Genomic DNA, 24,558 nt, shown 5'->3' on the forward strand with positions numbered 1-24,558 from the left:
GATAAGGATAAGCTTACCAAGGTATAACACCTCAGTAAGCCCGAAAAATTAGTCAGCGTCGCTGATTAATGTACCTTCAGTTTCACCCATAACCACGCGACGTAGTGCGCCTGGTTTATTCATGTTAAATACACGGATTGGCATTTTGTGATCACGTGCTAGCGTAAATGCAGCCAAGTCCATTACTTTAAGTTCTTTATCAAGAACCGTGTTGTAAGACAACGTATCATACAACTCTGCGTCTGGGTTTGCTACAGGGTCAGAAGTAAATACACCATCTACTTTTGTCGCTTTTAGAACTACGTCAGCTTCGATTTCGATACCACGTAGACATGCAGCAGAATCTGTAGTGAAGAATGGGTTACCAGTACCAGCAGAGAAGATCACAACGCGACCTTGACGCAGTTGGCTGATTGCATCTGCCCAGTTGTAGTCGTCACACACACCTTTAAGAGGGATAGCTGACATTACACGAGCGTTTACGTAAGCACGGTGTAGAGCATCACGCATCGCAAGGCCGTTCATTACCGTTGCAAGCATACCCATGTGGTCACCAACAACGCGGTTCATACCAGCTTCTGCAAGGCCAGCGCCACGGAACAGGTTACCGCCACCGATAACAACGCCCACTTGAACACCTAGTTCAACCAATTCTTTTACTTCTTGAGCCATACGATCAAGGATCGTCGGGTCAATACCAAAACCTTCTTCGCCTTGTAATGCTTCACCGCTAAGTTTTAACAGAATACGTTGATACGCTGGTTTAGGGTTCGTAGTCATGGAGTTTACCTTCCAAAGAGTTGATGATTAACAGTCATGGATAAAAACTGATTAGCTCAGTTTGCATTCATAACAGCTAAAAAATAATTCACTATTCATAAAAAGACCGCAGCATTTGCCACGGTCTCTTTTCAAACAATACGCTAAGGATTAACCTTTTTGTACCGCTGCAACTTCGTCAGCAAAGCTCATTTCAGCTGCTTTCTCGATGCCTTCACCAACTTCTAGACGTACGAAGTTAGATACTGAAGCGCCTTTCTCTTTAAGGATAGCGCCAACAGTTTGCTTAGGCTCCATGATGAAAGCTTGACCAGTTAGAGAGATTTCGCCCGTGAATTTCTTCATACGGCCAACAACCATTTTCTCTGCGATTTCAGCTGGTTTGCCTTCGTTCATAGCGATTTCAACTTGAACTGCTTTTTCTTTCTCAACTACGTCTGCAGGTACGTCTTCTGGGTTTAGGAACTCAGGACGTGATGCAGCAACGTGCATTGCAACGTGCTTAAGAGTTTCAGCTTCGCCTTCACCAGCAACAACAACACCGATTTTCTCGCCGTGACGGTAAGAAGCTAGTGCAACACCTTCAACGAATTGTACGCGACGGATGTTGATGTTTTCACCGATTTTAGTTACTAGTGCGATACGCGCTTCTTCAAATTTAGCTTGAAGATCAGCGATTTCTAGACGTTCTGCTAGAGCAACTTCAGCAACTTCGTTAGCGAATGCAAGGAAACCTGCATCTTTAGCTACGAAATCAGTTTGGCAGTTAACTTCAAGAAGAGCAGCTGCGCCGTTTGCTTCTTTGATGATGATTGCGCCTTCAGCAGCAACGTTACCAGCTTTCTTAGCTGCTTTTGCTGCGCCAGATTTACGCATGTTTTCAATTGCTAGCTCGATGTCGCCTTCAGCAGCAACAAGCGCTTTTTTACATTCCATCATGCCCGCAGCTGTGCGTTCACGAAGTTCTTTAACTAGAGCTGCAGTTACAGTTGCCATTCTCTATTCCTCAGTAAATTCTAAAAAAGATAAAAAACAGGGGCCTAATTAATTGGCCCCTGATATTGACTGTATTCAGTCCGTTAAGCCACCGATTATGACCGCTTAATATGAACTAAATATGGCTCAGAGCCGCTATTATTCAGCTTCTACAAAACCGTCTTTTTCAGCAGCTACAGCAGCAACATCTTTGTTGCGACCTTCTTTAACCGCGTCTGCAGCAGCGTTTAGGTAAAGCTGTACTGCACGGATTGCATCATCGTTACCTGGGATAACGAAGTCAACGCCGTCTGGGTTAGAGTTAGTATCAACTACAGCGTAAACTGGGATACCTAGGTTGTTTGCTTCTTTAACTGCGATGTGTTCGTGATCAGCATCGATTACGAATAGAGCGTCTGGAAGGCCGCCCATGTTCTTGATACCACCAAGAGATTTCTCTAGCTTCTCCATTTCGCGAGTACGCATTAGAGCTTCTTTCTTAGTAAGCTTGTCGAAAGTACCGTCTTGAGCTTGCGCTTCAAGTTCTTTCAGACGCTTGATAGACTGACGAACAGTTTTGTAGTTCGTTAGCATACCGCCTAACCAGCGGTTGTTAACGTAGAACTGGTTGCTGTTGATAGCAGCTTCTTTAACAGCTTCAGATGCAGCGCGCTTAGTACCAACAAAAAGAACTTTACCTTTCTTCTCGCCAACTTTAGCGATTTCAGCTAGAGCGTCGTTGAACATTGGTACAGTTTTTTCTAGGTTGATGATATGTACTTTGTTACGAGCACCAAAGATGAATGGCTTCATTTTTGGGTTCCAGTAACGAGTTTGGTGACCGAAGTGAACACCAGCTTTAAGCATATCGCGCATTGATACAGTTGCCATTTTAAAATCCTCTATGGGGTTAGGCCTCCACATCCCCCATGAATCCGACCCCTAACAACTAACCACTTTTCAGCCGTTATCTGTGTTGTTGAGGCACCCCGGAACATGTGTCGGAATGTGTGTGATTTAAAGAAATAAGTTAGTGGACACAAAGCTTGTTTCGCCTATTGGAGAAAACACTCCTGATGTCCGGCGCGCTTTATACCATATTTTGTCTATCTATGGCTAGAAAAAAATCTAAAAATGGCGACTGCTATACTGATCCCTATCGGCGAAATTTACCTATAAATAGTGTCGCTATTCATTCACTTCTATCTCAATAGACCGGACGTAAACCACTCAGGTTGAGTAGTATCCACCAGCATTGTATGGATATGGGAATGTTGCGCTAAAATGCTGCACTGATAGAATAGCCCCAATATGCACACTTAGGTGCTACCAAATTAAGAGATATGCAATGGCTGTAAAAATTAAAACTGCTGAAGAAATTGAAAAAATGCGCGTCGCCGGCAAGCTGGCGTCGGAGATTCTAGAGATGATTGAACCTCACATCCAAGTAGGTACAACGACAGAAGAGCTAAACCAAATCTGTCATGAGTACGCTACGGAAAGAGGCGCATACTCAGCACCACTTGATTATCACGGTTTCCCTAAGTCAATCTGTACCTCTATCAACCACATTGTGTGCCACGGTATTCCAGCATCACAAGATGAGACTGGCAGCACTGGTCAATTCAAACCTGCGGTACTAAAGGATGGTGACATTCTTAACGTTGATATCACAGTAATCATCCCTGATGACGAAAACGCAGACCTAAGCGTTCGTCCACAAGGCTACCACGGTGACACATCTAAGATGTTCCTTGTGGGTGAAGTTTCACCAGCAAACAAGCGTCTATGCATGGTTGCTCAAGAAGCACTTTACGAAGGCATGCGCCAAGTGAAACCAGGTGTTCAACTTGGCCAAATCGGCACTGCTATCGAGAAGTACATCAAAACAAACAACAAGAATAACCCACGTGCTAAGTTCTCTATTGTTAAAGATTACTGTGGTCACGGTATTGGTTCTGAGTTCCACGAAGATCCGCAAGTGGTTCACTACAAGAACAGTGACCGCACAGTGCTGAAGGCAGGCATGTGTTTCACTATCGAGCCAATGATCAACGCGGGTAAGTTTGGCTGCCGTCTTGATGACCAAGATAGCTGGACAGTGTACACAGCAGACAGCAAAAACTCGGCACAGTGGGAACACACACTGGTTGTGACAGATACAGGTTGTGAAGTACTAACACTACGCAGCGACGATACGATCCCACGTATCATGAAGAACGCTTAGTTCATCAAATTGAACGCTTCAGACTTTTAAAAATATCCTCGCCTTGTCGAGGATATTTTTTTATCCGCTCAATTTCGATTTTCCATCAGCTTCTGTTAAATTGTTTACTATTCTCATTTGCTTGCACGGATAGCAGACTATGCCTTATCAATGCCCTCTTACGTTCAATGACGAACAAATTGAAATCTGCGAATTAAAAAATCAGCTCGATATCTTCACGCAGTATCAAAAAAATGAATTTCTTAACCACCACCCCGTCACCGATTTGGTTCTACTGCGCTCAGAATACATGGATTTACTTCTCAATCGTTTGTGGGAAAATTTCGGATTCAACAAACTGCCTCATATTTCACTCGTCGCTGTAGGCGGTTATGGCCGTGGTGAACTCCACCCCTTGTCCGACATTGATATCCTTATCGTCTCGCAAAAAACATTGCCACCAGCACTTGGCGAAAAAGTCAGCCAGTTCATCACCCTACTCTGGGATTTGAGACTCGAAGTTGGTCACGCGGTACGTACCATTGCCGAATGTCTTGATATCGGTATTGATGATTTAACCGTTGCAACCAACCTGCAAGAGTCTCGATTGCTGTGTGGTAGTGAAGACACTTTTCAAGAACTAAAGCTGAAAATTCATTCCGATTCATTTTGGCCAAGTGAAACCTTCTACAAGGCTAAGATTCAAGAACAAAGAGAACGTCATGCTCGCTACCACGACACCACTTACAATCTAGAGCCGGACATTAAATCGACTCCAGGTGGACTCAGAGACATCCATACCCTGAGCTGGGTAGCGCGTCGCCACTTCGGTGCGACCTCTTTGTTAGAGATGAGCAAGTACGGTTTTCTAACCGATGCTGAGTATCGTGAGTTAGTTGAGTGCCAAGATTTCTTATGGCGTGTTCGTTTTGCACTGCACATAGAGCTGCGCCGTTACGACAACCGCCTCACCTTTGCCCACCAAGCTCAAGTCGCTGAACATTTGGGTTATACTGGCGAAGGTAACCGTGGCGTTGAGATGATGATGAAAGAGTTCTACCGAACACTTCGTCGCGTTGCCGAGCTCAACAAAATGCTGCTTAAATTGTTCGATCAAGCAATCATCAATGGTGGCCAGACTCAAGACGCTGAGATTCTCGACAACGACTTCCAGCGCCGTGGCTCACTGATCGAAGCGCGCAAGCCAGCTCTATTCCAAGCTAGACCAGAAACGATTCTCGATATGTTTATCCATATCGCTAATGACTCGACTATCGAAGGGGTAAGCCCACCAACATTGCGACAACTGCGAACGGCACGTCGCCGATTAAACCGCTTCCTGCATACTATTCCTGAAGCTCGTGACAAGTTCATGGATCTAGTTCGCCACCCAAATGCACTACACAAAGCCTTTAGCTTAATGCATAAGCTAGGCGTGCTCTCAGCGTACTTACCACAGTGGAGCCAGATCGTTGGCCAGATGCAGTTTGACCTATTCCACGTATACACGGTGGATGAGCACAGTATTCGCCTGCTCAAGCACATTAACCGTTTTGGCCAAATTGATAACCACGACAAGCACCCTATCTGTTGTGAAGTGTACCCACGCGTGCAGAAGAAAGAGCTGCTGATTCTGGCGGCTATCTTCCACGACATCGGCAAAGGCCGCGGTGGAGACCATTCAGAGATTGGTGCTGTTGAGGCATACTCTTTCTGTATTGAACACGGGTTATCAAAACCTGAAGCCAAGCAAGTCGCGTGGTTGGTACAAAACCACCTGTTGATGTCTGTAACCGCTCAACGTCGTGATATTTACGACCCTGATGTAATCACTGAATTCGCAAAAAAGGTCCGTGATGAAGAATCACTCGAGTTACTGGTTTGCCTAACGGTTGCCGATATCTGTGCAACTAACCCAGAGCTATGGAACAGCTGGAAGCGAACGCTGTTAGCAGAGCTATTCCACTCTACTCAGCGAGCACTACGCCGCGGATTAGAAAACCCTGTCGATGTCAGAGATCGTATTCGTCATAACCAACAAATGGCGTCAGCTTTGCTGCGTAAAGAGGGATTCACCGCTCGTGAAATTGAAGTGTTATGGCAACGCTTCAAAGCCGACTACTTCTTACGTCACACACACAAGCAAATCGCTTGGCACTGTGAGCACCTACTTCGCCTAGAAGACCCAAGCCAACCACTCGTACTGATCAGCAAAAAAGCGACACGTGGTGGTACAGAAGTATTCGTTTACTGTAGAGACCAAGCGGCACTGTTCGCGACCGTGGTTGCAGAGCTCGACAGGCGCAACTTTAACGTTCATGACGCGCAGGTCATGGTCAGCAAAGATGGCCATGTTTTAGATACCTTTATCGTACTAGACCAACATGGTGAAGCGATCGATGAAGCAAGACACAAAGCCGTTGCCAAGCATCTGACTCATGTACTGGCTGATGGTCGTCCAACTAAGATCAAGACACGTCGCACACCTCGTAACTTACAGCACTTCAAGGTGAAGACTCTGGTTGAATTCCTACCAACCAAGAGCAAAAAACGCACCTTAATGGAGTTGAGAGCTCTAGACACACCAGGGTTGTTGGCTCAAGTCGGTGCTACCTTTGCGGAGCTAGGTATCAACTTGCACGGTGCGAAAATCACCACCATAGGTGAGCGAGCTGAGGATTTGTTTATTCTGACCAGTGAAGCAGGAGGAAGGCTTTCTGAAGAGCAAGAACAAGCGCTAAGAGAAAGGCTAACCGAGCATGTTTCGGAACTCGCTCCTTAGAAGTCGAATTAAGTCTGAGGGCAGCTTTAATAGCCAAATAAGTGTGGGTAAAGATAGAGAGCGATCTTGCCCACAACTTACAATCAATTCACAGATATCAACTATCTAGCTCGTCGTTAGGCTGCTACATTGATCAAGTCAATTACATAAAAGTATTACATTCATAACCTAGAGGTCGCTTATGTATCCAAACCTCACTGGCTTAGGTATCCACGAACCTAAACAGATTGAACGTTATTCCCTTCGCCAAGAAGCTCATAAAGATATCCTGAAAATTTACTTTCGTAAGCAGAAAGGTGAACTGTTCGCAAAAAGCGTTAAGTTTAAATACCCACGACAAGTGAAAAGTGTGCTTGTTAGCGGTGGCAATAATCAATACAAAGAAGTGACCGAGATTAACCGCAACCTCACTCTTGTAATTGATGAACTCAACAAGATAACCAAACCGACGCCAACAGCTGAGGTGGATGTGAAGCAGAAGATCCTTACCGACTTACGCCATCTAGAGAAAGTGGTATCAAGTAAGATCGCTGAGATCGAAGCCGATCTAGAAAAGCTAAAATGATCCCACGATTAACGACGAACTAGTCAACAATAGTGATGCCGTTAAGGTTGTACAGATACAAAAAGGGCTGATATCACTATCAGCCCTTTGTTTTTATTATATTTTTCTTTTCACTTAGACTCGCGATTGCTTAAATACGCGTGACTTACTTCGACAAGCAAGTTTGAGCATCGATTAAGTTGGTATCCCACTCAAAGGTTTCAAACAACCTTAGCCAAGTTTCATCCAGGTTCGCCTTCATGACCAACTCTTCTTTAGTGAAAGGATGAATGAAGCGCAATTCAGAGGCATGTAGCAACAAACGGTGCGAGTCTAAATCATCACGAAACAGTCGGTTGTGTTTACCATCACCATGTGAGGTATCACCCACGATTGGGTGTCTTAGGTGAGCCATATGACGACGCAGCTGATGTTTACGGCCTGTTTTTGGCATCATCTCAACCAAGCAGTAGCGGCTCGTAGGGAAACGTCCCGTTGAATAGGGTACTTCGACTTTTGCTATCGGTTCATAAACCGTCACAGCCTCTTGCGCTTCTTTGTCTTCTTTCGCGAACTTATCTGCGATCTTATCCAGCTCAACCTTAAGTGCGTAATCTAGCGTATCGCCCTCTTCTATCCAACCACGAACAATTGCATGGTAAGTCTTTTGCATCTCATGGTTAGCGAACATTGGCATCACCTCAGAGGCGACCTCACTCGATAGCGCAAACACCAATACGCCAGACGTTGGGCGATCTAAGCGATGCAGAGGAAATACGTGCTGACCAATTTGATCACGCAGTGTTTGCATCACAAATTGCGTTTCGTGTTTATCCAACCATGAGCGATGCACCAGCATGCCAGCGGGCTTATTCACCGCGACAAAATACTCATCTTGATAAATGATCTCTAACATTACGCGCATACCTCATCAATGCTCTGAATCGTCACTAGCAGTTCAGCCTTGTCTGCCTCATTTTTCCAAACTTCACCAAAATAAGGATGGATAGCAAAGCCCTTCGGTAGGAGCATTTTCGCATCCATCATTGCGTTGATCTTAACGATAAAGATCCACTGCAACCACTCTTCCGGTTGTAACGAATCAATCGCGAAAGGTTCAACACTGGCCAGAGCTTCGTCCGAAGGTGGAACATCACTCCACAGCGAACATTGGCGCATTTGTTGTTCTAATTGTTGAAGTAAAGGAGGTAACTTTGTGGCAGCTGTCATTTTTCACCAAGTTATTTATCTAGTGACCTTGAAATTGGGGCATAGAGTACCATCTATTTAGGAAAGAAAGTTAGGAGCTTTATTACTATGGAAACGATTCACACGCTCACTCAGTTACTCAAGAATAGCGGTTGCCAATACGATATCTACGACCTAGGTCGTCGCATTCAGAAGATCGACAACACCTTATTCTCTGATGTTGAGCAAGGGAAACAGCCGTACCCATTTCCACTTCAGAAACAAGCTCACTTAGCCATTAGTTACTGGAACGAACACAAGCAGCCTTGGATTTGGTTTCTAAAGTTCAAGCTGGACGAAAGGGGCCTGTTGCATCAAGGCGATGTAGGTAACTTCCTTAAGTTTGTCATAGAAGCAATGGGCACACGTCTAAACGGCGAGATCAGCGAAGAGCAACAACAAAAGCTGTCTAACAACCCATACACGTTTAAGCCTTCAGAGGACAAGATGGCCGTGTTCCATAGCCAAGTAAGATCAGGTTTAGATCTGGCGACTAGCCAATACTACGAACACGCTCAACACTACTTCACTGGTGATCTAGGCTGGGATAACTGGAAAACTGTTGGTCTTCAAGGTATCACCGATATGTGTGCTCGCCTAGGCAGCCAACAAAACGGTGTCGCGATTCGTAAAGCATTGAACAAACTACCATCAGAACCTCTATACGCAACACTAGGGGCGCTTGAGCACACGCAAATCAATGACAAGCTGGCTCAACGCTTACAAGAGATGGCCGAAAATGAGATTAATAGCCAAGAACCGGATCTGTTCTTGCTGTCTGCGTTGGTTCGTGCACTTTCTGGTGCAGAACCAAGCACAACGAATGCCGTAATTAACCAAGTTCTGGCGAGCCCACGCTTAAGTCACCAAGAAGTGTTAATTGGTTTGGCTGGTCGAAGCTGGCACGCACTGCAAGATCCTGCGATTGCTGAGCAATTCTTGCTGCGCCTCGCACAAACAGGTAACCAAAACTTGTTCAATCAGTTATTTGCAGATTTAGTGATGATTCCAACTCTGAGAATGGTATTTTTACCGCTACTGAACTCAAATCCATCACCAGAACTTGCAAACGCACTGGTCGAACTGCAGCAAGCGGCTAAAGCTAAATAAGTTCACAAAGAGACTCACTCTGTAGTTCATCAAAATGCGCAACTATCACAATTGGAATGAATAGATAAAAAAGGAAGTATGGATTAAATGATAGATAACTTATTGGCTATTTTGTTTCTGTGCTTCTTTTGCTTTTTATTTTGGCAGCAGCGCAGGCAATCAGAGCTTGCGAAGGCTGCCATTGCGAGAAAGTGTAAAGAGCTGGACTTACAATTGTTGAGTGTCGCTTTTAGTGGTCATAAGCTTAAGATGCGCCATGAGTTAACCACGATTTGGCGCTGGCATACTGTGTACCAATTTGAATTTTCAGCGTTAGGTGATGACCTATACCAAGGTAAACTGATCATGGTCGGTTTCCGCTCTATGCGGTTTGAGCTACAGCCTCATAGAATGTAACGTCGCAATACTCGGTATAACGATATTCATGATAAGGGCCAAACTGATCTTGTTTGGTCTCTTTAAATGCAAAGCCTAATTTTTCTAATAGCTTAATGGATGGGTTGTGTCCGACATTCACAGTCGCAACAACATTCGTTAAACGCTCTTCAAAGCGCACCAAACTAAAGAAAGGTTTTAGTACCTCACTAGCAATACCTTGATTCCAGTATTCTTTATCCAAAATAAAGCCAAGTTCATGCTTACCCTTTTCCGATGAAACAAAGACATGTCCAAGATATTCACGGGTTTGATTGTGGATGATCGCGCGGCAGAAGCCGACGTTATCTTGCAGTATTTCTTGAAAAAGGTGCTTCGCAGAGGCGACAGAGTGAGGTCCATTCATTTCGGCACGATTAATGGGGCAGCAATTTAACTTGATAAAGTCGAGTTCTAGCTGTTCAGTATAAGGTACCAACAGCGTTCTTGAGGTTGCTATCGTCATAAAACACTCCTTGTGTTGACCATTAGCAGAAAAGCAGATGTTGCGCTCTTAAATGAAGAAGCTCTTAGATAAAGACGCTCTAGATTTAAAAGAGTCTCCTAGATAGAGAAAAGCCTCAGGAAAAGAAAAGCCCCGACACCGAAGTGTCAGGGCTAGGGTCTTACTCGCAGCAGTCCGGCTACTAATTAATGCTCCATGCATCATCCATAATAGTGGCTGTAATCCTTCAGCTCTTTCCTTTACTTCGCCGTCCTAGCGGTGTCCAATCATCCTGAAAGCTAACAATCCTAGTTAGCGCACATCACTTGTTCCGTGAGCGGTGTCCTTTACATCGTCCTGATGCTAATCCAACCCTTTAATCCTAAAGGTGTCCATTGTCATTCCGTTGCAGCTAACTTCCTGTTAACTGACTGTATCCCTACAATGTCCTTACGCTCCATGCTTGATCACTCAATCCTAAGTAACCAAATCTTCATCCTGAAGATAACCAAATCCTTGGTGCTTTCCTGTTCCGTGTCAGAATCCTTCCGACAAGGTTTAATTTACGCGATTTAGGATTTCGGACAATAGATTTGCATCACACTTTGAATTCACCCGAGTTGTTAATTATATAAAACAAATAAAATTCAACAAGTTAACTATATGCATATCAATCTCTCTAGACAACTATTCGTGTTATCTCACAGCCTTTGTAAGAGATCTCTCACACGCCATGGGATGTTTTATGATTCGCTATCATCCAGCGGAGCGAGTAAAATGATTGAAGACTAAAAATGGAGGTCAACATGCTGACAAAAGATGTTTCTGAAGAGTTGAAATCAGTGCTTGAAGGACTGCAAGCACAAGGTAAAGAGCCGACCGTTGCATTAGTGAAAGCTCGTATGAGTACATCGGTTCCAATGCCTGCTTTAATCACAACCATCAAGAGCTGGAAAAGTGCGAATCGCGTTCCTAAAGTTGAAGTCGCGACACAAGAAGAGCCGGCACTAGACCGTGTTGGCCAACTGGAAAAGCAAATCCTTGAACTTACTGCTCGCGTTGCCACGCTTGAAGCCAAATTAACTGAGTAATAAGTTAACCGAGCAATAAGTTGACAGATAAATAAGCGAATAGAGAAATAGAACACTATGAAGATATGGGTTGATGCGGACGCTTGTCCAAAGGTTATCCGAGAAACAATCGTACGCGCAGCTGAGCGCACAGGGGTTGAATGTACCTTTGTGGCAAACCATCTGGTTCCCGTTCCTAAACGCAATAACATTCACTCGATTCAAGTACCAAGCGGATTTGATATTGCTGATGATGAAATCGTAAAGCGCACTGAACCTGGCGATCTTGTGATTACATCCGATATCCCTCTGGCTGACGAAGTGATCACCAAAGGTGGCCAAGCTCTCAGCTCTCGTGGTGAGCTTTACACCAAAGAGACCATCAAAGCACGTCTGAATATTCGTGACTTTATGGATACCATGCGCTCAAGTGGCATCCAAACGGGTGGCCCAAGTGCCTTATCACAGACCGATCGCCGTGAGTTCGCCAACCACCTCGATCGCCTGCTAGCAAAACGCTAACAATCTAATTCTAGATTAACTTAGTTCTATCTCTTCATGACAAGAACAAAAAAACCTGCAATCAATGCAGGTTTTTTATTGTCGATTAAAAGGGGGCTCCCCTACTCGACCACTAAGGCGTGTAGTAAGTTGCAGCGCCCGGACCTACTGGTAGGCCAAATACGAATACCCAAACGTAGAACATTAAGCTCCAACCAACCAAGAATACGATTGAGTATGGAAGCATAGTTGCAATCAAAGTACCGATACCTAAGTTCTTCATGTAACGCGTCGCTACAGCAAGGATAAGACCGAAGTAGCTCATCATTGGAGTAATGATGTTCGTTGTTGAGTCACCGATACGGTAAGCCGCTTGAATCGTTTCTGGTGCGTAGCCTACTAGCATTAGCATTGGAACGAAGATAGGTGCTGTAACGGCCCACTGAGCAGAAGCCGAACCGATCATCAGGTTAATGAAGCCACACATTAGGATGAATGCGAAAAACAACATTGGACCCGTTAGGCCGATATCCTGTAGGAACGTAGCACCTGCAACTGCGAATACTTGACCGAAGTTAGTCCACTTGAAGAAAGCAACAAACTGAGCAGCAAAGAACACAAGTACTATGTACATACCCATTGAAGACATAGATTTAGACATTGCATCGATTACATCACGGTCGGTTTTCATTGTGCCGGTAACTTTACCGTAAACGAAACCAGGAACTGCGAAGAATACGAAGATGAACGCTACGATACTTTTCAGGAATGGAGAACCTGAAACCGTACCTGCGGCTGAACGTAGAACGCCGTCAGCTGGAACAATCGTCCAAGCAAGAAGTGCAGATACCGCTAGCACTGCGATACCCGCAAGCTTAAGGCCTTTCTTCTCAACGTCTGTTAGTTTACCCATCGAATCATTTGATAGGTCTTCAGACGCTTCTTCATCGTTGTATTTACCCAGTTTTGGCTCAACAATCTTCTCAGTTACAAATGCACCTGTAATCGCAATGAAGAAAGTCGAAACAAACATGAAGTACCAGTTTGATTCAGGACCGACGCTGTAAGTCGGGTCGATCATTTGTGCTGCTGTTTCTGTAATACCAGAAAGCAGTGGATCAACCGTACCGATTAGAAGGTTTGCAGAGTAACCACCAGATACACCAGCAAATGCTGCCGCTAGACCCGCTAATGGGTGGCGACCCAAAGAGTGGAAAAGCATTGCTGCAAGAGGGATAAGTACTACGTAACCAAGCTCTGAAGCCGTGTTAGAGATAATACCGGCAAAAACTACGGTTACCGTAACCATACGCTTAGATGCGCCCATTACCATGCCACGCATCGCCGCAGATAATAGACCTGAGTGTTCAGCAATCGCTACACCTAGCATTGCAACAAGCACGGTACCTAATGGCGCAAAGCCAACAAAGTTTTTAACTAGATTAGTAACAATGAGCTGTAAGCCTTCAGCGTTAAGTAAGCTTACAACGTAGATCATGCCGTCAGCAGCACGACCTGGAGCACCTTCTGGGCGAGGGTCCATAACAGACACTTCAAAATATCCAGCGATACCTGAAGTAACTAGAATAGCGACGCAGAAGATTGCGAAAAGAGTGATTGGGTGGGGTAATAGGTTCCCCAAATATTCAACACCATCGAGAAAACGGGTAAAAATAGGTTTCTTTGGCGAGTTGTTTTTTATTGAAGCTGATGAACTCATCAGTTCCCTCCTTGTAGTGATTCCTATGCAATTGTGACAAAAATGTTCAAATTGCCAGCGAAGGGTACGCGACAAAATTATCAATTAGAAATTCAAAATGTTACAAAATGTGTAACAAGCGACGATATTTAACTCTATTTGAACAATTAATTAGCAAATAAATCTACATTAAATACAAAATCTAGATTTATAATTCACAACTACGCATTCACTACAAATATACCTAACGATATAACCTATTGATTCACTTAAAAATAAAACACGTCGTACGCTAAATAAACACTCTATCTTTAATCAGGTTCCTCTTGAGGGAAAAGAAAAGCAGGCAAATGAATAAAGTTTGACTTTCCCCTCGTTTTTTACACACGTGTCACATCAAATTGACGGCTTATTTCTGAACCGCTTTGAATCTCGGATTAGTTTTACAGATAACATAGTGTCGGCCTCTGCGTTTTACTATCTGACAATCCGGGTGACGGCTCTTTGCACTTTTCAGTGATTTCACGACTTTCATTTATTTCGCTCCCTTACCTAGTTGACCAAAACGACGAGTGAAGTTCGCAACACGTCCCTCTTTATGTAGCACTCTCTGTTTACCGGTATAGAAAGGGTGCGACTTTGACGACACCTCAATCGTGAAGTAAGGATAAATATTACCGTCTTCCCATTCGATAGTACGGTCTGTTTTTAGCGTTGAGCCGATTAAGAAGTACTCATCGACACTGGTGTCATGAAAGACCACGGGACGGTAATCTGGATGGATATTCGGTTTCATTGTATTTCCCTCAATAACTAACTTGATATGTTATAACATTTCAAATGATAATTATTATCAAAGGAAAAACAAGCAATTTTATGATATTTTTCCGTCTTAATCGTAATCAGAGAACACCCAACTATGTACACCATTGAACCTGTTGGCTTTATTGACTCTCCTTATAAAGAGAAGTTCGCTGTGCCAAGGCAGCCTAGGTTGGTACCCACATCCACCTCAAGAGTCAGGTTAGTTGATGCAGCAAACTGCCTTGAGTCTGTTCGTGGTATTGAGCAATTTAGCCATGTTTGGTTACTATTTCTGTTCGACAAGAACCTTGAAGCAGGCTGGAAACCAACCGTGAGGCCACCTCGCCTTGGCGGGAATGAACGTATTGGTGTATTCGCGTCTCGTGCCACATTCAGACCGAATGGAATTGGCATGTCTGCGGTTGAACTAAAAGGTGTGTCTCAAGAGAAAGGACAAACTTGGTTGGATCTCGGCAGCGTCGACTTAGTAGATGGCACACCGATCATCGACATCAAGCCTTATATCCCCTACTCAGATTCGATTCCGGACGCATTGGGAGGGTTTGCTGCCGATGAACCAGAAGTGCTCGAAGTTAACTTTTCGCAGCAAGCGCAAAGTAAGCTAGCCAGTCATCCACAAGCGCGCCATATCGTTCAGGTGATCAAAGAAGTATTAGGTCAAGATCCTCGTCCTGCCTATAAGAAAGGTAAACCTGACAACAAGGAATATGCGGTAAATTTGTTCGATCTTAACGTGAAATTCGTAGTTGAAACACTTTTCATCAATGTAACTGACATTGAACGCTTTTGAGATCCCAAATAGGCTGATATTATATGCGGCTATATCAGATTTGCTGTGGTCACGAACGACAGCAAGTTTTCTTTTATCAATGATGAAACGGATACCATAGAATGCGTACCAGTAACTACCTTCTTTCTACTCTGAAAGAGACTCCAAACGACGCAGAAGTTATCAGCCACCAGCTGATGCTACGTGCAGGTATGATCCGTAAGCTAGCTTCAGGTTTATATACTTGGCTACCTACTGGTCTACGTGTACTGCGTAAAGTCGAAAATATCGTTCGCCAAGAGATCGATAATGCAGGTGCCGTTGAAATCTTGATGCCCGTAGTTCAACCGTTTGAGCTTTGGGAAGAGACTGGCCGTTCTGAAAAGATGGGTCCTGAGCTACTTCGTTTCACAGACCGTCACTCTCGTCCGTTTGTTCTTAGCCCAACAGCTGAAGAAGTAGTGACGAGCCTAGTACGTAACGAGATCAGCTCTTACAAACAGCTACCTTTAAACCTGTACCAAATCCAGACTAAATTCCGTGATGAGCGCCGCCCTCGTTTTGGCGTAATGCGTGCACGTGAATTCTCTATGATGGATGCGTACAGCTTTGATATCGATAAAGAAGGCTTAGAAAAGTCTTACCAAGCGATGCACGATGCTTACTGTAAAGCATTCGACCGTATGGGCCTTGAGTACCGTCCAGTATTGGCAGACTCTGGCGCAATCGGCGGCAGCGGCTCTCAAGAGTTCCACGTTCTTGCTGAAAGCGGCGAAGACCTAATCGCATTCTCAACTGAGTCAGATTACGCAGCAAACATCGAAAAAGCAGAAGCACTTGCTCCTACTGAAGATGCAGCAGCACCAACTCAAGAGATGGAACTGGTTGATACACCAAACGCGAAAACTATCGCAGAATTGGTAGAGCAACACGGTCTAGCAATCGAGAAGACAGTTAAGACTCTATTCGTTAAAGCTTCTGATGAAGTAGAAGCAGATATTATTGCTCTGATCATCCGTGGTGACCACGAGCTTAACGAAGTGAAAGCAGAGAACCTTCCACAAGTTGCTGCTCCGCTAGAGATGGCTTCTGAAGAAGAAATCCGCGCACTTGTTGGTGCAGGTCCAGGTTCACTTGGCCCTGTTGGCCTAGAGCTACCATTCATCGTTGACCGCTCTGTTGCTGTAATGAGCGACTTTGGCGCTGGCGCAAACGTAGACGGTAAGCACTACTTCGGTATTAACTGGGGTCGTGATGTTGAGCTTGCTCAAATTGAAGATCTACGTAACGTAGTTGAAGGCGACCTAAGCCCATGTGGTCAAGGTACTATCCAACTTAAGCGTGGTATCGAAGTTGGTCACATCTTCCAGCTGGGTAATACTTACTCTAAAGCAATGAACTGTAACGTGCTTGGTCCTGACGGCAAGAGCGTAATCCTAGAAATGGGTTGTTACGGTATCGGTGTTTCACGTGTTGTTGCATCTGCTATCGAGCAAAATCACGATAAATTCGGTATCACTTGGCCAGACGCACTAGCGCCGTTCCAAGTTGCTATCGTACCAATGAACATGCACAAATCTGAGCGCGTTAAAGAAGCAGCTGAGAAGCTATACGCTGAATTAACAGCTATGGGTATCGAAGTTCTATTCGATGACCGTAAAGAGCGCCCAGGTGTTATGTTTAAAGATATCGAGCTAGTGGGTATTCCTCACACTATCGTTATCGGTGATCGCAGCATGGACGAAGGTAACTTCGAATACAAAAACCGTCGTACTGGTGATAAAGAAGCTATCGCAATGGACACGGTTATCGAGCACCTTAAAGCTCAACTAGCTTAGTAATCAGATTACTCACTAGATAAACATTGAAAGGCTACCATCAGGTGGCCTTTTTTATACCTATTTTTTCCCTTCAAACTCCCTTCTATTTATCAGTAGAGTAAATAACGTAAGTTAATCCCCTGTTCATCTTCAAATCCGTATATTGGTGTCATCAACTTTTTGGACATGCTCACCATTGGAGGTATCGATGGATATCAAAAGCTTACTGAACCAAGCACTTAAGTCAGATCTCGTTAAACAAGGCACTCAGAAACTTTCACAAGGGTCTTCAAGTTTAAGTGGCCTTTCTCAAGGCAACAATGGCAAGAGTAGCAGTAAAAGTACACTCGGAGCCTTCGGTGCAGGCGCTGTTGGTGGCGGGCTATTAGGTGCATTAATGGGTTCTAAGAAAACCAAGAAAATGGGTAAGAAAGCCGCAGGTATTGGTGGCGCAGCAGCTCTGGGCGCTCTCGCTTACAAGGTCTACAACGACTACCAATCTAAACAAGGCCAAACACCGAATGCCGAGCAAGCTCAATTTGATGAGAACGACTCAAACCATAGCGTGCTGATTCTCAGATCGATGATTGCAGCGTCCAAAGCGGATGGTCATGTTGATCAAGAAGAGATGGCCAAGATTGAGCAAGCCGTCGAAAACATGGGTGCCGATTATCAACTGACTAAATTGGTCTCTGAAGAACTGCACAAACCACTCGACCCAAGCGAAATCGCTCAATTAGCAACGTCACCTCAACAGGCCAGTGAGATCTACTTAGCCTCTTTGATTGTGGCCGACGAACAGAACTTCATGGAAAAGGCGTACCTGAAAGAGCTCGCGAAACAGCTCAATCTTGCTGATGAAGTCACCTATCAACTTGAACAACAAGTCTCTGGCTAATCGTTAAATACCAAATGAATAGGTAAATAGTAACCTAAGCCGCGAACTAACTAAGTGAGATATTGAGCAAGAACAAACTAACTCTGAACTTGATCAGATCCACTTTGTTTTTGCTTATCTCTATGTGTATATTGAGATAAGTTATCATTTGGTTAGGTATAAAAATGAAAGTATACGATTGTTGTGATTTGGTTCGTGAACTGTATTCTCAAATTGGCAGTGGCGACCAAGGCTATATCCCTAAAGCGATCACCTGCGCGGTAAAAACATTGAATGACCTTGCTGCAGACGAATCTCTTCCTAAAGAAGCGCGTGAGCGTGCAGCCTTTGCCGCTGCAAACCTGCTGATCTCAGATTTCGAGGACTAATATGAACCTCGCTAATTTTGAAAAAATGGATCCTGTAATGTTGATGAGCATCGTCAACATGAAGCTACGTGACGACTTCGGTGGTGATTTGGATCGAGTGGTCAACTTCTACGAGATCGACAAAGCAGCATTGATCGCTAAACTTGCGTCTGCTGGTTTTGAGTTCCTTCCAGAAGCCAAACAGTTTCGATAGTCATTTAGAACACGCTTGATTTTGAAAGGCCAACCTCAGTGTTGGTCTTTTTTATTGGTGATACGTATTGGATAAACATGCAGTTAGCCAATTATAAATTGTCTGTCTACATCTATACTTTTATATCTTAGAGTCAACGAACGCTCCTTGAACCAAAGCGTGTTGTTGTATAGGCTACCTGAAATAACATATAAAACTCATCAATCAATCTGATGATAGCGAAGGATTAACAATGAAAAGACTCGGACTTTTGGCAGTTTTCGCAGCAACACTGACTGCAGGTTGCGCTTCAAATACACAGCAAGACAACTTTCGTGAAGCCTCTTTTGAGCTGTGTAACACCGAAGTCGATATTTACTCAGTAAGCCATGATGAAAGAGTGCGTATTGTCTGCTCTGATGGCTCTAAATTCGCTCTGAAAAGCGAAGACACACTAGAAGTGATGCGTGACATCAATATCGACTACTGTGACGGCGAAGGCTTAGGAAAATTCAACGAGAGCCGCCATTATTACTCATTCAAGTGTAAGTCTGGCACCCTGCTTAGCATCAGAAAGTAGAACCAACATAAGAAAACCACAAAGGGTTGATGTGCAGACATCAGCCCTTTTTAGTACCCGCCTTTCTGCATTCTCATATAACCCAACTCTCATACCTACAAATACAAAAAAGGCTCCCAATAGGAGCCTCTAAAATCATCACTTTTCAAAGTAGTCGTTTGAAATTCTAGGAGAGCACGCGGAGCTTACGAATGTAAGTGAGCATGCTCGACAACGAAGTACCTCAAAAACAAAAAAGGCCCCTATCAAGGAGCCTTTAAAATCATCATTTTTCAATCAAATAGCTTAAGTTCAAGGAACAGGCGCGGAGTTTTCAGCACCTTTCCCTAAAACAAAAAGAGACTCAATGAGCCCCTTTAAAAGTATTTTTCAAAGTAGTCGTTTGAAATTCTAGGAGAGCACGCGGAGCTTACGGATGTAAGTGAGCATGCTCGACAACGAAGTTCAAATTACTACGAAGAAAAATTAAGCGTAAACCGGTAGACGCTTACAGATATTTAGTACTTTTGCTTTAGTCGCTTCGATAACAGACTCATCGCCCATGTTATCTAGGATGTCACAGATCCAACCTGCTAGCTCTTTCGCGTCTGCTTCTGAGAAACCGCGACGAGTGATAGAAGGAGAACCGATACGGATACCTGAAGTAACGAACGGGCTACGTGGATCATTTGGTACTGAGTTCTTGTTTACTGTGATGTTTGCTGCACCTAGTGCTGCGTCTGCTTCTTTACCTGTGATGTCTTTGTTGATTAGGTCAACTAAGAACAGGTGGTTCTCTGTAGAACCTGAAACGATGTTGTAACCACGCTCAAGGAATTCAGCAACCATTGCTTTTGCGTTAGCAACTACACGTGCTTGGTATTCTTTGAACTCTGGCTCTAGAGCTTCTTTGAACGCTACTGCTTTACCAGCGATAACGTGCATTAGAGGGCCACCTTGACCGCCTGGGAATACTGCTGAGTTCAGCTTCTTGTAAAGGTCTTCGCCTTCGTTAGAAAGGATTAGACCGCCACGTGGGCCTGCTAGCGTTTTGTGCGTTGTTGTTGTAACAACGTGCGCGTGTGGAACTGGGTTCGGGTAAACACCTGCCGCGATTAGACCCGCTACGTGAGCCATATCTACGAATAGGTAAGCACCTACTTTGTCAGCGATTTCACGCATGCGCTTCCAATCACAGATTTGAGAGTAAGCAGAGAAACCACCGATGATCATCTTAGGTTTGTTCTCGATAGCCAGCTTTTCCATCTCTTCGTAATCGATTTGGCCTGCTTCGTCGATACCGTAAGGGATGATGTTGTAAAGCTTACCAGAGAAGTTTACTGGAGAACCGTGAGTTAGGTGACCACCGTGCGCTAGGCTCATACCTAGAACTGTGTCGCCTGCGTTCAGTAGCGCCATGTATACAGCGTTGTTTGCTTGAGAACCTGAGTGAGGCTGTACGTTCGCGTACTCGGCACCAAACAGCTCACATGCACGTTCAATTGCTAGAGTTTCAACTTTGTCTACGTACTCACAACCACCGTAGTAACGCTTGCCTGGGTAGCCTTCAGCGTATTTGTTTGTTAGCTGAGAACCTTGAGCTTCCATTACACGTGGGCTTGTGTAGTTTTCTGAAGCGATAAGTTCGATGTGCTCTTCCTGACGAAGAGTTTCTTCTTGGATAGCTGCGAATAGATCCGCATCGTAATCAGCAATGTTCATGTCACGCTTAAGCATCTGTATCTCCTGACTCAGATTGTACTGAAAGTTTCAAAAAAACCACACAACGACCGAAAGCAAACGTTTCCGTCACCGTTTTGATGTGACGCATTCTACATAATTTGATCTAGGTCATAAAGAGCTAATTGCAATTTTATCATGCAGTTTTTTCATAATCACAAATAAGATTCATCATGGTTATTGGGCTTATCCAACCAAAGATGTTCCTTATTGTCAATTTTACGATTTACACCCTGTAAAACGCAGATTACATAGGTTTACCTTAATTTTGCCCCTCTAGCTACCGAAAGCTTAAGTTTTTCTCTACTATGCACGCCTTTATTGATTAGGTAATTATTAAAACGATGGAAAAACACTCACGTAAAGAAGATTGGATTGCAGTCCTGACGGGCACGTTTTTAGTAGCGTTAGGCGTCTTCTTTTTACAGTCTGCGCACCTGCTTACCGGTGGTACTACTGGTTTGGCTCTACTGTTGAGTCAGTTTTTGCCTGTAACCTTCGGTATTCTATACTTTGTCGCTAACTGTCCATTCTATCTATTGGCGTGGAAACGTTTTGGTCGCAGCTTTGCGATCAGCAGTGCGATTTCCGGCGCTTTAGTGTCTGTGTTTGCCGATCATTTATACTTGGTTATTTCGCTCGAAGTTCATAATGAGATCTACTGTGCAGTAGCCGGTGGTTTATTGATGGGCTTGGGTATGCTGATCTTATTCCGTCATCGCTCAAGCTTGGGTGGATTCAACGTCTTGTGCTTATTCATTCAGGATCGCTACGGTATCTCAGTAGGCAAAACCCAAATGGCTATTGATGCGTGTATTCTGTTTGCATCATTCTTCTTCGTATCGCCTTGGGTGATTGCGGTTTCTGTATTGGGCACTGCGGTATTGAACATCGTATTAGCGATGAATCATAAGCCTACACGCTATTCGGTGAACTACGCGTCTTAACGCCAGCTATCCAATCAATGAATTACTAGCTGTTTTTCATAACGAAAACAGCTAGTATTTAGCTTTTATAAGCTACCCCTCTTTCGTTATGCAAGATTACCTCTCCAGCGCCAAAGACACTCAAACCTCGATCTTCATTGAAGGTTTAGAATTCAACCCAATGACACGTGTCTTGAGTTGCAACGAGCAGGTCATCGATTTAGAGCCTCGTTCTATCGAGTTACTTGAGCTATTTCTCACGAGCGTCGGAGAGCCATTAGCGGCAGAGCAAATTATCGCGACGGTTTGGCAAAGTAATTTCATATCCAAAAACGTACTCACCAACCGAATCAGCACACTTCGCTCGGTACTACAAAAACACTTGCCAGAGAACGACGCTACCAAAATTTTGGTCACTTACCCACGCAAAGGCTACTTTCTTAGCCCTAGCTCGGTCAGTTTATCTAATACAGCATCTGAAACAGCAGAAACAGTTTTGGAAACAGAACAACCTAAAGCGCGAAAGACTCCGACGCTAGTGACCTCTGTTCTCCTGTTAACGACTCTGGTGTTACTGATCACTACAGCAAGCTTGGGTTACATGTTATGGCATTCGTCGAACCATGCCTCTGAGGTTGAACGTGAACAGAGGTTAATTCCTAAGGTTGAGCTGCTACTCAATCGCATCGATGCGGTCGGTGACAATGCAAGACATTATCGCAAGATGGTTAAAGCTCTGTTGCTTCAACAACAAATTGAGTACGCCTATACCGATTTAGCCAACCAAGATGCCCCAAGTTACTTCCTAGACCCGGTAGATAGCTCTCCTTTCTTCCCTGGCGCAAAGAACATGCGCACCAGTGACTATCTGCTTAATATTCAGCTGAAGGACCAAGAGGTCGACAAACGACTCGCAGCCAAGGTCAGCCTTATCTACCCGAGCTCAGGTAAGCTTGCCTTTCGTGGCGTTTACTCTATTGAGATAGATAATCTCAGCGAGAGCTTGATGGAGATTAACCAAGAACTTGCGAGCTACTTTGCTCTGCCTGCTCCGCTCTATCCGGAATGGTCTGTCGACAATCACGCATTAAGTGCTCTATTGAATGGCACGACTATCGATCTTGAGAACGTACCACTCAACGTGATGACCTCAACGCTGATCGCTCGCCAGCTAGCGCTATTTGAGACAGATCACCAGCGACTGATTCGATTTACTAGCCTAGTGCAAACCCACTTTAAGTTGATTCCCGACGAGCTAAAACTCTGGCTTGGGATTATTCACTTCAAATTAAGAGACTTGCAAACCGCCAAGGAATTTCTGACCAACACGGCGGGCAATTCGACCATTGAGAACGCACTGGTCTATATGATGATTTCCCATATTGCTTACAAGCAAGGGGACATGGATAAGTTTCGCCTCAACTACATGGAATCCTTAGTCGCGTTATTACGAGTAGTTCCTTCTGAAGAGTTGTTCAATCGCTTATCCAAACCTGAGTCGAAGTCGACCTGTCTCCAGCCTTGGAAAAATCTAAAATTGAGTATCAAAGAGCCACCAATCATTAAGCAGTGGGAAAACCTGATGCTTAACTACTGCACAAATGTTGGCCATCAACTTTCTGAGTAAAGGAAAATAAAGCATTTAAAAACAAAAATTTAAATATAAATTAAGATCTTATGTATCTTCATTTTTTGCCCTATTAACTCTCTCACCAATAGCATTCCTAAAAACTTCAGGCCGCTCAAGGCCAACTATATTAGGAATGCTCAACATGAAAAAATCCATGACGTTGCTTGCGACTTCTCTCTTTGCTCTTTATGGCTGTGGCGGCGGAGGCGGCTCTTCGTCTGGTTCAACCAATGGCAATAAAGGCCCAAGCAATCAAGTCGATTACCCAATCAATGACTCTCAATTCGCGCCTCAAGCAAGCACAGCATTAAAATACGCATTTACCAAAGATGGTGAAACTGAAGGCTCGATGACGATGAACTTCACGCCGTTAAGTGGTGAGCTCGTCATTGCAGGTTTAGAATCAGAGTCAGGCAATGAAGCGGAAATTCAAGTTATCAACGACCTGATCAATTACGGCATCACCGAGTTTTATGTCTCTGAAGACATCATGACGAATGCTGAAGGCACACAAGAAGACGGCAGCATTTATTTTGCAGGTCCTGACCGTGGGTTACACGAAATCACCAATGCTTACTTCATTGGTAGCCAATACATCACAAGAATGATGTACAGCAGCCCACTGTTCCGTTTGAAAGGAACAGACGTAAAAGAGAGCAACACAATTATTGATATCAGCGAAGAAACCATTTCAATGCAAATTACGCTTGATGGAGAAGCCGTCGCGAATATGTTGAGTGACTTTGAGGATCACCAGTGGGTGCAATCACTGCCAACTGATGCGTCATGCCAAGTTACTTGGCAGCAAGAAATCAATGAAACAGGTGTACGTAAAAGCTTCACTGTTTCGGGTAAATCGATCGAAGCTGCGAATCTTACGGAGAAAAACACTTACTACATTGGCTGTGTCGGTATGGATTCAGCAGAGTTTGGCACATCGTCTGAGCGCTGGTTCAACCCAACGATTGGCCTGATTGAGCAGATTGAATTGATGTCAGTGGAACAATCTACTATTGAGGAATCAGCAGCTAAGCTGACAGCAATAGAAAAAACGTAGTGATACTAACTGCAGCACAC

26 protein-coding genes are annotated in these 24,558 nt (G+C 44.3%); 16 read left to right on the forward strand and 10 right to left on the reverse strand.

All coding sequences use genetic code 11. The features are described from left to right. Positions 1 to 48 precede the first annotated feature (48 nt). From pyrH to rpsB, 3 genes are all read right to left on the reverse strand, one after another. A complete protein-coding gene (gene pyrH, locus CWO27_RS05325; protein ID WP_017630771.1) occupies positions 49 to 780 on the reverse strand; it encodes a UMP kinase in 732 nt (243 codons plus the stop codon). Between the two features lie 150 nt (positions 781 to 930). After that, on the reverse strand, positions 931 to 1,776 hold the full coding sequence (gene tsf / locus CWO27_RS05330) for a translation elongation factor Ts (protein ID WP_048606678.1): 846 nt from the start codon (positions 1,774 to 1,776) through the stop codon (positions 931 to 933). A 138-nt stretch (positions 1,777 to 1,914) separates the two neighbouring features. Continuing rightward, entirely contained in the window at positions 1,915 to 2,646 is a 732-nt protein-coding gene (rpsB, locus tag CWO27_RS05335; RefSeq protein ID WP_009847420.1) for a 30S ribosomal protein S2, read from the reverse strand. Positions 2,647 to 3,103: 457 nt separating this feature from the next. Here rpsB and map point away from each other — a divergent pair, with 457 nt between their 5' ends. The 3 genes from map (at position 3,104) to CWO27_RS05350 (ending at position 7,308) form a co-directional block, all read left to right on the forward strand. Beyond that, entirely contained in the window at positions 3,104 to 3,982 is an 879-nt protein-coding gene (gene map, locus CWO27_RS05340; RefSeq protein WP_048661217.1) for a type I methionyl aminopeptidase, read from the forward strand. Positions 3,983 to 4,121: 139 nt separating this feature from the next. After that, positions 4,122 to 6,743 carry a bifunctional uridylyltransferase/uridylyl-removing protein GlnD gene (gene glnD / locus CWO27_RS05345; RefSeq protein WP_107898679.1) on the forward strand — a complete coding sequence of 874 codons (2,622 nt, stop codon included), beginning with the start codon at positions 4,122 to 4,124 and terminating at the stop codon, positions 6,741 to 6,743. Between the two features lie 181 nt (positions 6,744 to 6,924). Beyond that, positions 6,925 to 7,308, forward strand: coding sequence for a DUF3461 family protein (locus CWO27_RS05350; protein WP_004734354.1), 384 nt, complete (start codon positions 6,925 to 6,927; stop codon positions 7,306 to 7,308). Between the two features lie 145 nt (positions 7,309 to 7,453). Here CWO27_RS05350 and truC read toward each other — a convergent pair whose 3' ends face one another. Together truC and CWO27_RS05360 are read right to left on the reverse strand one after the other, a co-directional pair. Continuing rightward, on the reverse strand, positions 7,454 to 8,203 hold the full coding sequence (gene truC, locus CWO27_RS05355; protein WP_055319550.1) for a tRNA pseudouridine(65) synthase TruC: 750 nt from the start codon (positions 8,201 to 8,203) through the stop codon (positions 7,454 to 7,456). Then, positions 8,203 to 8,517, reverse strand: coding sequence for a YqcC family protein (locus tag CWO27_RS05360; RefSeq protein WP_048661214.1), 315 nt, complete (start codon positions 8,515 to 8,517; stop codon positions 8,203 to 8,205). Before CWO27_RS05360 ends, truC begins: the two co-directional genes overlap by 1 nt. Before the next feature lie 87 nt (positions 8,518 to 8,604). Here CWO27_RS05360 and CWO27_RS05365 point away from each other — a divergent pair, with 87 nt between their 5' ends. Beyond that, positions 8,605 to 9,645 carry a DUF3549 family protein gene (locus CWO27_RS05365; RefSeq protein ID WP_048664577.1) on the forward strand — a complete coding sequence of 347 codons (1,041 nt, stop codon included), beginning with the start codon at positions 8,605 to 8,607 and terminating at the stop codon, positions 9,643 to 9,645. Positions 9,646 to 9,732: 87 nt separating this feature from the next. Next, positions 9,733 to 10,041 carry a DUF3301 domain-containing protein gene (locus CWO27_RS05370; RefSeq protein WP_048664575.1) on the forward strand — a complete coding sequence of 103 codons (309 nt, stop codon included), beginning with the start codon at positions 9,733 to 9,735 and terminating at the stop codon, positions 10,039 to 10,041. Here CWO27_RS05370 and CWO27_RS05375 read toward each other — a convergent pair. Beyond that, a complete protein-coding gene (locus CWO27_RS05375) occupies positions 10,007 to 10,525 on the reverse strand; it encodes a GNAT family N-acetyltransferase (RefSeq protein ID WP_048664574.1) in 519 nt (172 codons plus the stop codon). The two genes, CWO27_RS05370 and CWO27_RS05375, sit on opposite strands and share 35 nt — an antisense overlap. Positions 10,526 to 11,310: 785 nt before the next feature. Between CWO27_RS05375 and CWO27_RS05380 the strand changes: the two genes are divergently transcribed. Both CWO27_RS05380 and CWO27_RS05385 read left to right on the forward strand, forming a co-directional pair. Further along, positions 11,311 to 11,595, forward strand: coding sequence for a hypothetical protein (locus CWO27_RS05380; RefSeq protein ID WP_055319552.1), 285 nt, complete (start codon positions 11,311 to 11,313; stop codon positions 11,593 to 11,595). 57 nt (positions 11,596 to 11,652) lie between these two features. After that, positions 11,653 to 12,096 (forward strand): YaiI/YqxD family protein, encoded by a 444-nt coding sequence (locus tag CWO27_RS05385; protein ID WP_009847429.1) that lies wholly within the window; start codon positions 11,653 to 11,655, stop codon positions 12,094 to 12,096. Between the two features lie 112 nt (positions 12,097 to 12,208). Here CWO27_RS05385 and CWO27_RS05390 read toward each other — a convergent pair whose 3' ends face one another. From CWO27_RS05390 to CWO27_RS05400, 3 genes are all read right to left on the reverse strand, one after another. Beyond that, positions 12,209 to 13,795 carry an AbgT family transporter gene (locus tag CWO27_RS05390; protein WP_048661211.1) on the reverse strand — a complete coding sequence of 529 codons (1,587 nt, stop codon included), beginning with the start codon at positions 13,793 to 13,795 and terminating at the stop codon, positions 12,209 to 12,211. Between the two features lie 388 nt (positions 13,796 to 14,183). Beyond that, positions 14,184 to 14,309, reverse strand: a complete 126-nt coding sequence (gene ykgO / locus CWO27_RS05395; RefSeq protein ID WP_004734365.1) for a type B 50S ribosomal protein L36 — start codon at positions 14,307 to 14,309, stop codon at positions 14,184 to 14,186. Further along, entirely contained in the window at positions 14,310 to 14,570 is a 261-nt protein-coding gene (locus tag CWO27_RS05400; protein ID WP_048661210.1) for a type B 50S ribosomal protein L31, read from the reverse strand. 123 nt (positions 14,571 to 14,693) lie between these two features. Here CWO27_RS05400 and tsaA point away from each other — a divergent pair, with 123 nt between their 5' ends. From tsaA to CWO27_RS05430, 6 genes are all read left to right on the forward strand, one after another. Beyond that, positions 14,694 to 15,389, forward strand: a complete 696-nt coding sequence (tsaA, locus tag CWO27_RS05405) for a tRNA (N6-threonylcarbamoyladenosine(37)-N6)-methyltransferase TrmO (RefSeq protein ID WP_102432056.1) — start codon at positions 14,694 to 14,696, stop codon at positions 15,387 to 15,389. 101 nt (positions 15,390 to 15,490) lie between these two features. After that, the gene (locus CWO27_RS05410) at positions 15,491 to 17,206 is read left to right on the forward strand and encodes a proline--tRNA ligase (protein WP_102333426.1); all 1,716 of its coding nucleotides are present in this window, start codon (positions 15,491 to 15,493) and stop codon (positions 17,204 to 17,206) included. A gap of 190 nt (positions 17,207 to 17,396) precedes the next feature. Beyond that, the gene (locus CWO27_RS05415) at positions 17,397 to 18,086 is read left to right on the forward strand and encodes a tellurite resistance TerB family protein (RefSeq protein ID WP_107898680.1); all 690 of its coding nucleotides are present in this window, start codon (positions 17,397 to 17,399) and stop codon (positions 18,084 to 18,086) included. 164 nt (positions 18,087 to 18,250) lie between these two features. Then, entirely contained in the window at positions 18,251 to 18,454 is a 204-nt protein-coding gene (locus tag CWO27_RS05420; RefSeq protein WP_008222923.1) for a YaeP family protein, read from the forward strand. Between the two features lies 1 nt (position 18,455). Beyond that, on the forward strand, positions 18,456 to 18,647 hold the full coding sequence (locus CWO27_RS05425) for a DUF4250 domain-containing protein (RefSeq protein WP_010436438.1): 192 nt from the start codon (positions 18,456 to 18,458) through the stop codon (positions 18,645 to 18,647). A 232-nt stretch (positions 18,648 to 18,879) separates the two neighbouring features. Then, positions 18,880 to 19,206 carry a hypothetical protein gene (locus CWO27_RS05430; RefSeq protein ID WP_017063350.1) on the forward strand — a complete coding sequence of 109 codons (327 nt, stop codon included), beginning with the start codon at positions 18,880 to 18,882 and terminating at the stop codon, positions 19,204 to 19,206. Positions 19,207 to 19,671: 465 nt separating this feature from the next. Here the strand turns inward: CWO27_RS05430 and glyA are convergent, their stop codons facing one another. Next, positions 19,672 to 20,922, reverse strand: a complete 1,251-nt coding sequence (gene glyA / locus CWO27_RS05435) for a serine hydroxymethyltransferase (RefSeq protein WP_102432631.1) — start codon at positions 20,920 to 20,922, stop codon at positions 19,672 to 19,674. 347 nt (positions 20,923 to 21,269) lie between these two features. On the opposite strand from glyA, the gene CWO27_RS05440 reads away from it, so the two are divergent. From CWO27_RS05440 to CWO27_RS05450, 3 genes are all read left to right on the forward strand, one after another. Then, positions 21,270 to 21,872, forward strand: coding sequence for a YitT family protein (locus CWO27_RS05440; RefSeq protein WP_061032592.1), 603 nt, complete (start codon positions 21,270 to 21,272; stop codon positions 21,870 to 21,872). 88 nt (positions 21,873 to 21,960) lie between these two features. Next, positions 21,961 to 23,478, forward strand: a complete 1,518-nt coding sequence (locus CWO27_RS05445; RefSeq protein ID WP_107898681.1) for a winged helix-turn-helix domain-containing protein — start codon at positions 21,961 to 21,963, stop codon at positions 23,476 to 23,478. Between the two features lie 145 nt (positions 23,479 to 23,623). Next, positions 23,624 to 24,538: a hypothetical protein gene (locus CWO27_RS05450; protein ID WP_107898682.1), complete on the forward strand. Its 915-nt coding sequence runs from the start codon at positions 23,624 to 23,626 to the stop codon at positions 24,536 to 24,538. Positions 24,539 to 24,558 lie beyond the last annotated feature (20 nt).

Source organism: Vibrio sp. 10N.286.51.C3, from assembly GCF_003050065.1.
Taxonomy (GTDB): Bacteria; Pseudomonadota; Gammaproteobacteria; order Enterobacterales; family Vibrionaceae; genus Vibrio; species Vibrio crassostreae.

Coding starts and splice junctions, on each gene's coding strand:
- pyrH (WP_017630771.1), bottom strand. CDS start 780: ATGACTACGAACCCTAAACCAGCGTATCAACGTATTCTGTTAAAACTT.
- tsf (WP_048606678.1), bottom strand. CDS start 1,776: ATGGCAACTGTAACTGCAGCTCTAGTTAAAGAACTTCGTGAACGCACA.
- rpsB (WP_009847420.1), bottom strand. CDS start 2,646: ATGGCAACTGTATCAATGCGCGATATGCTTAAAGCTGGTGTTCACTTC.
- map (WP_048661217.1), top strand. CDS start 3,104: ATGGCTGTAAAAATTAAAACTGCTGAAGAAATTGAAAAAATGCGCGTC.
- glnD (WP_107898679.1), top strand. CDS start 4,122: ATGCCTTATCAATGCCCTCTTACGTTCAATGACGAACAAATTGAAATC.
- CWO27_RS05350 (WP_004734354.1), top strand. CDS start 6,925: ATGTATCCAAACCTCACTGGCTTAGGTATCCACGAACCTAAACAGATT.
- truC (WP_055319550.1), bottom strand. CDS start 8,203: ATGTTAGAGATCATTTATCAAGATGAGTATTTTGTCGCGGTGAATAAG.
- CWO27_RS05360 (WP_048661214.1), bottom strand. CDS start 8,517: ATGACAGCTGCCACAAAGTTACCTCCTTTACTTCAACAATTAGAACAA.
- CWO27_RS05365 (WP_048664577.1), top strand. CDS start 8,605: ATGGAAACGATTCACACGCTCACTCAGTTACTCAAGAATAGCGGTTGC.
- CWO27_RS05370 (WP_048664575.1), top strand. CDS start 9,733: ATGATAGATAACTTATTGGCTATTTTGTTTCTGTGCTTCTTTTGCTTT.
- CWO27_RS05375 (WP_048664574.1), bottom strand. CDS start 10,525: ATGACGATAGCAACCTCAAGAACGCTGTTGGTACCTTATACTGAACAG.
- CWO27_RS05380 (WP_055319552.1), top strand. CDS start 11,311: ATGCTGACAAAAGATGTTTCTGAAGAGTTGAAATCAGTGCTTGAAGGA.
- CWO27_RS05385 (WP_009847429.1), top strand. CDS start 11,653: ATGAAGATATGGGTTGATGCGGACGCTTGTCCAAAGGTTATCCGAGAA.
- CWO27_RS05390 (WP_048661211.1), bottom strand. CDS start 13,795: ATGAGTTCATCAGCTTCAATAAAAAACAACTCGCCAAAGAAACCTATT.
- ykgO (WP_004734365.1), bottom strand. CDS start 14,309: ATGAAAGTCGTGAAATCACTGAAAAGTGCAAAGAGCCGTCACCCGGAT.
- CWO27_RS05400 (WP_048661210.1), bottom strand. CDS start 14,570: ATGAAACCGAATATCCATCCAGATTACCGTCCCGTGGTCTTTCATGAC.
- tsaA (WP_102432056.1), top strand. CDS start 14,694: ATGTACACCATTGAACCTGTTGGCTTTATTGACTCTCCTTATAAAGAG.
- CWO27_RS05410 (WP_102333426.1), top strand. CDS start 15,491: ATGCGTACCAGTAACTACCTTCTTTCTACTCTGAAAGAGACTCCAAAC.
- CWO27_RS05415 (WP_107898680.1), top strand. CDS start 17,397: ATGGATATCAAAAGCTTACTGAACCAAGCACTTAAGTCAGATCTCGTT.
- CWO27_RS05420 (WP_008222923.1), top strand. CDS start 18,251: ATGAAAGTATACGATTGTTGTGATTTGGTTCGTGAACTGTATTCTCAA.
- CWO27_RS05425 (WP_010436438.1), top strand. CDS start 18,456: ATGAACCTCGCTAATTTTGAAAAAATGGATCCTGTAATGTTGATGAGC.
- CWO27_RS05430 (WP_017063350.1), top strand. CDS start 18,880: ATGAAAAGACTCGGACTTTTGGCAGTTTTCGCAGCAACACTGACTGCA.
- glyA (WP_102432631.1), bottom strand. CDS start 20,922: ATGCTTAAGCGTGACATGAACATTGCTGATTACGATGCGGATCTATTC.
- CWO27_RS05440 (WP_061032592.1), top strand. CDS start 21,270: ATGGAAAAACACTCACGTAAAGAAGATTGGATTGCAGTCCTGACGGGC.
- CWO27_RS05445 (WP_107898681.1), top strand. CDS start 21,961: ATGCAAGATTACCTCTCCAGCGCCAAAGACACTCAAACCTCGATCTTC.
- CWO27_RS05450 (WP_107898682.1), top strand. CDS start 23,624: ATGAAAAAATCCATGACGTTGCTTGCGACTTCTCTCTTTGCTCTTTAT.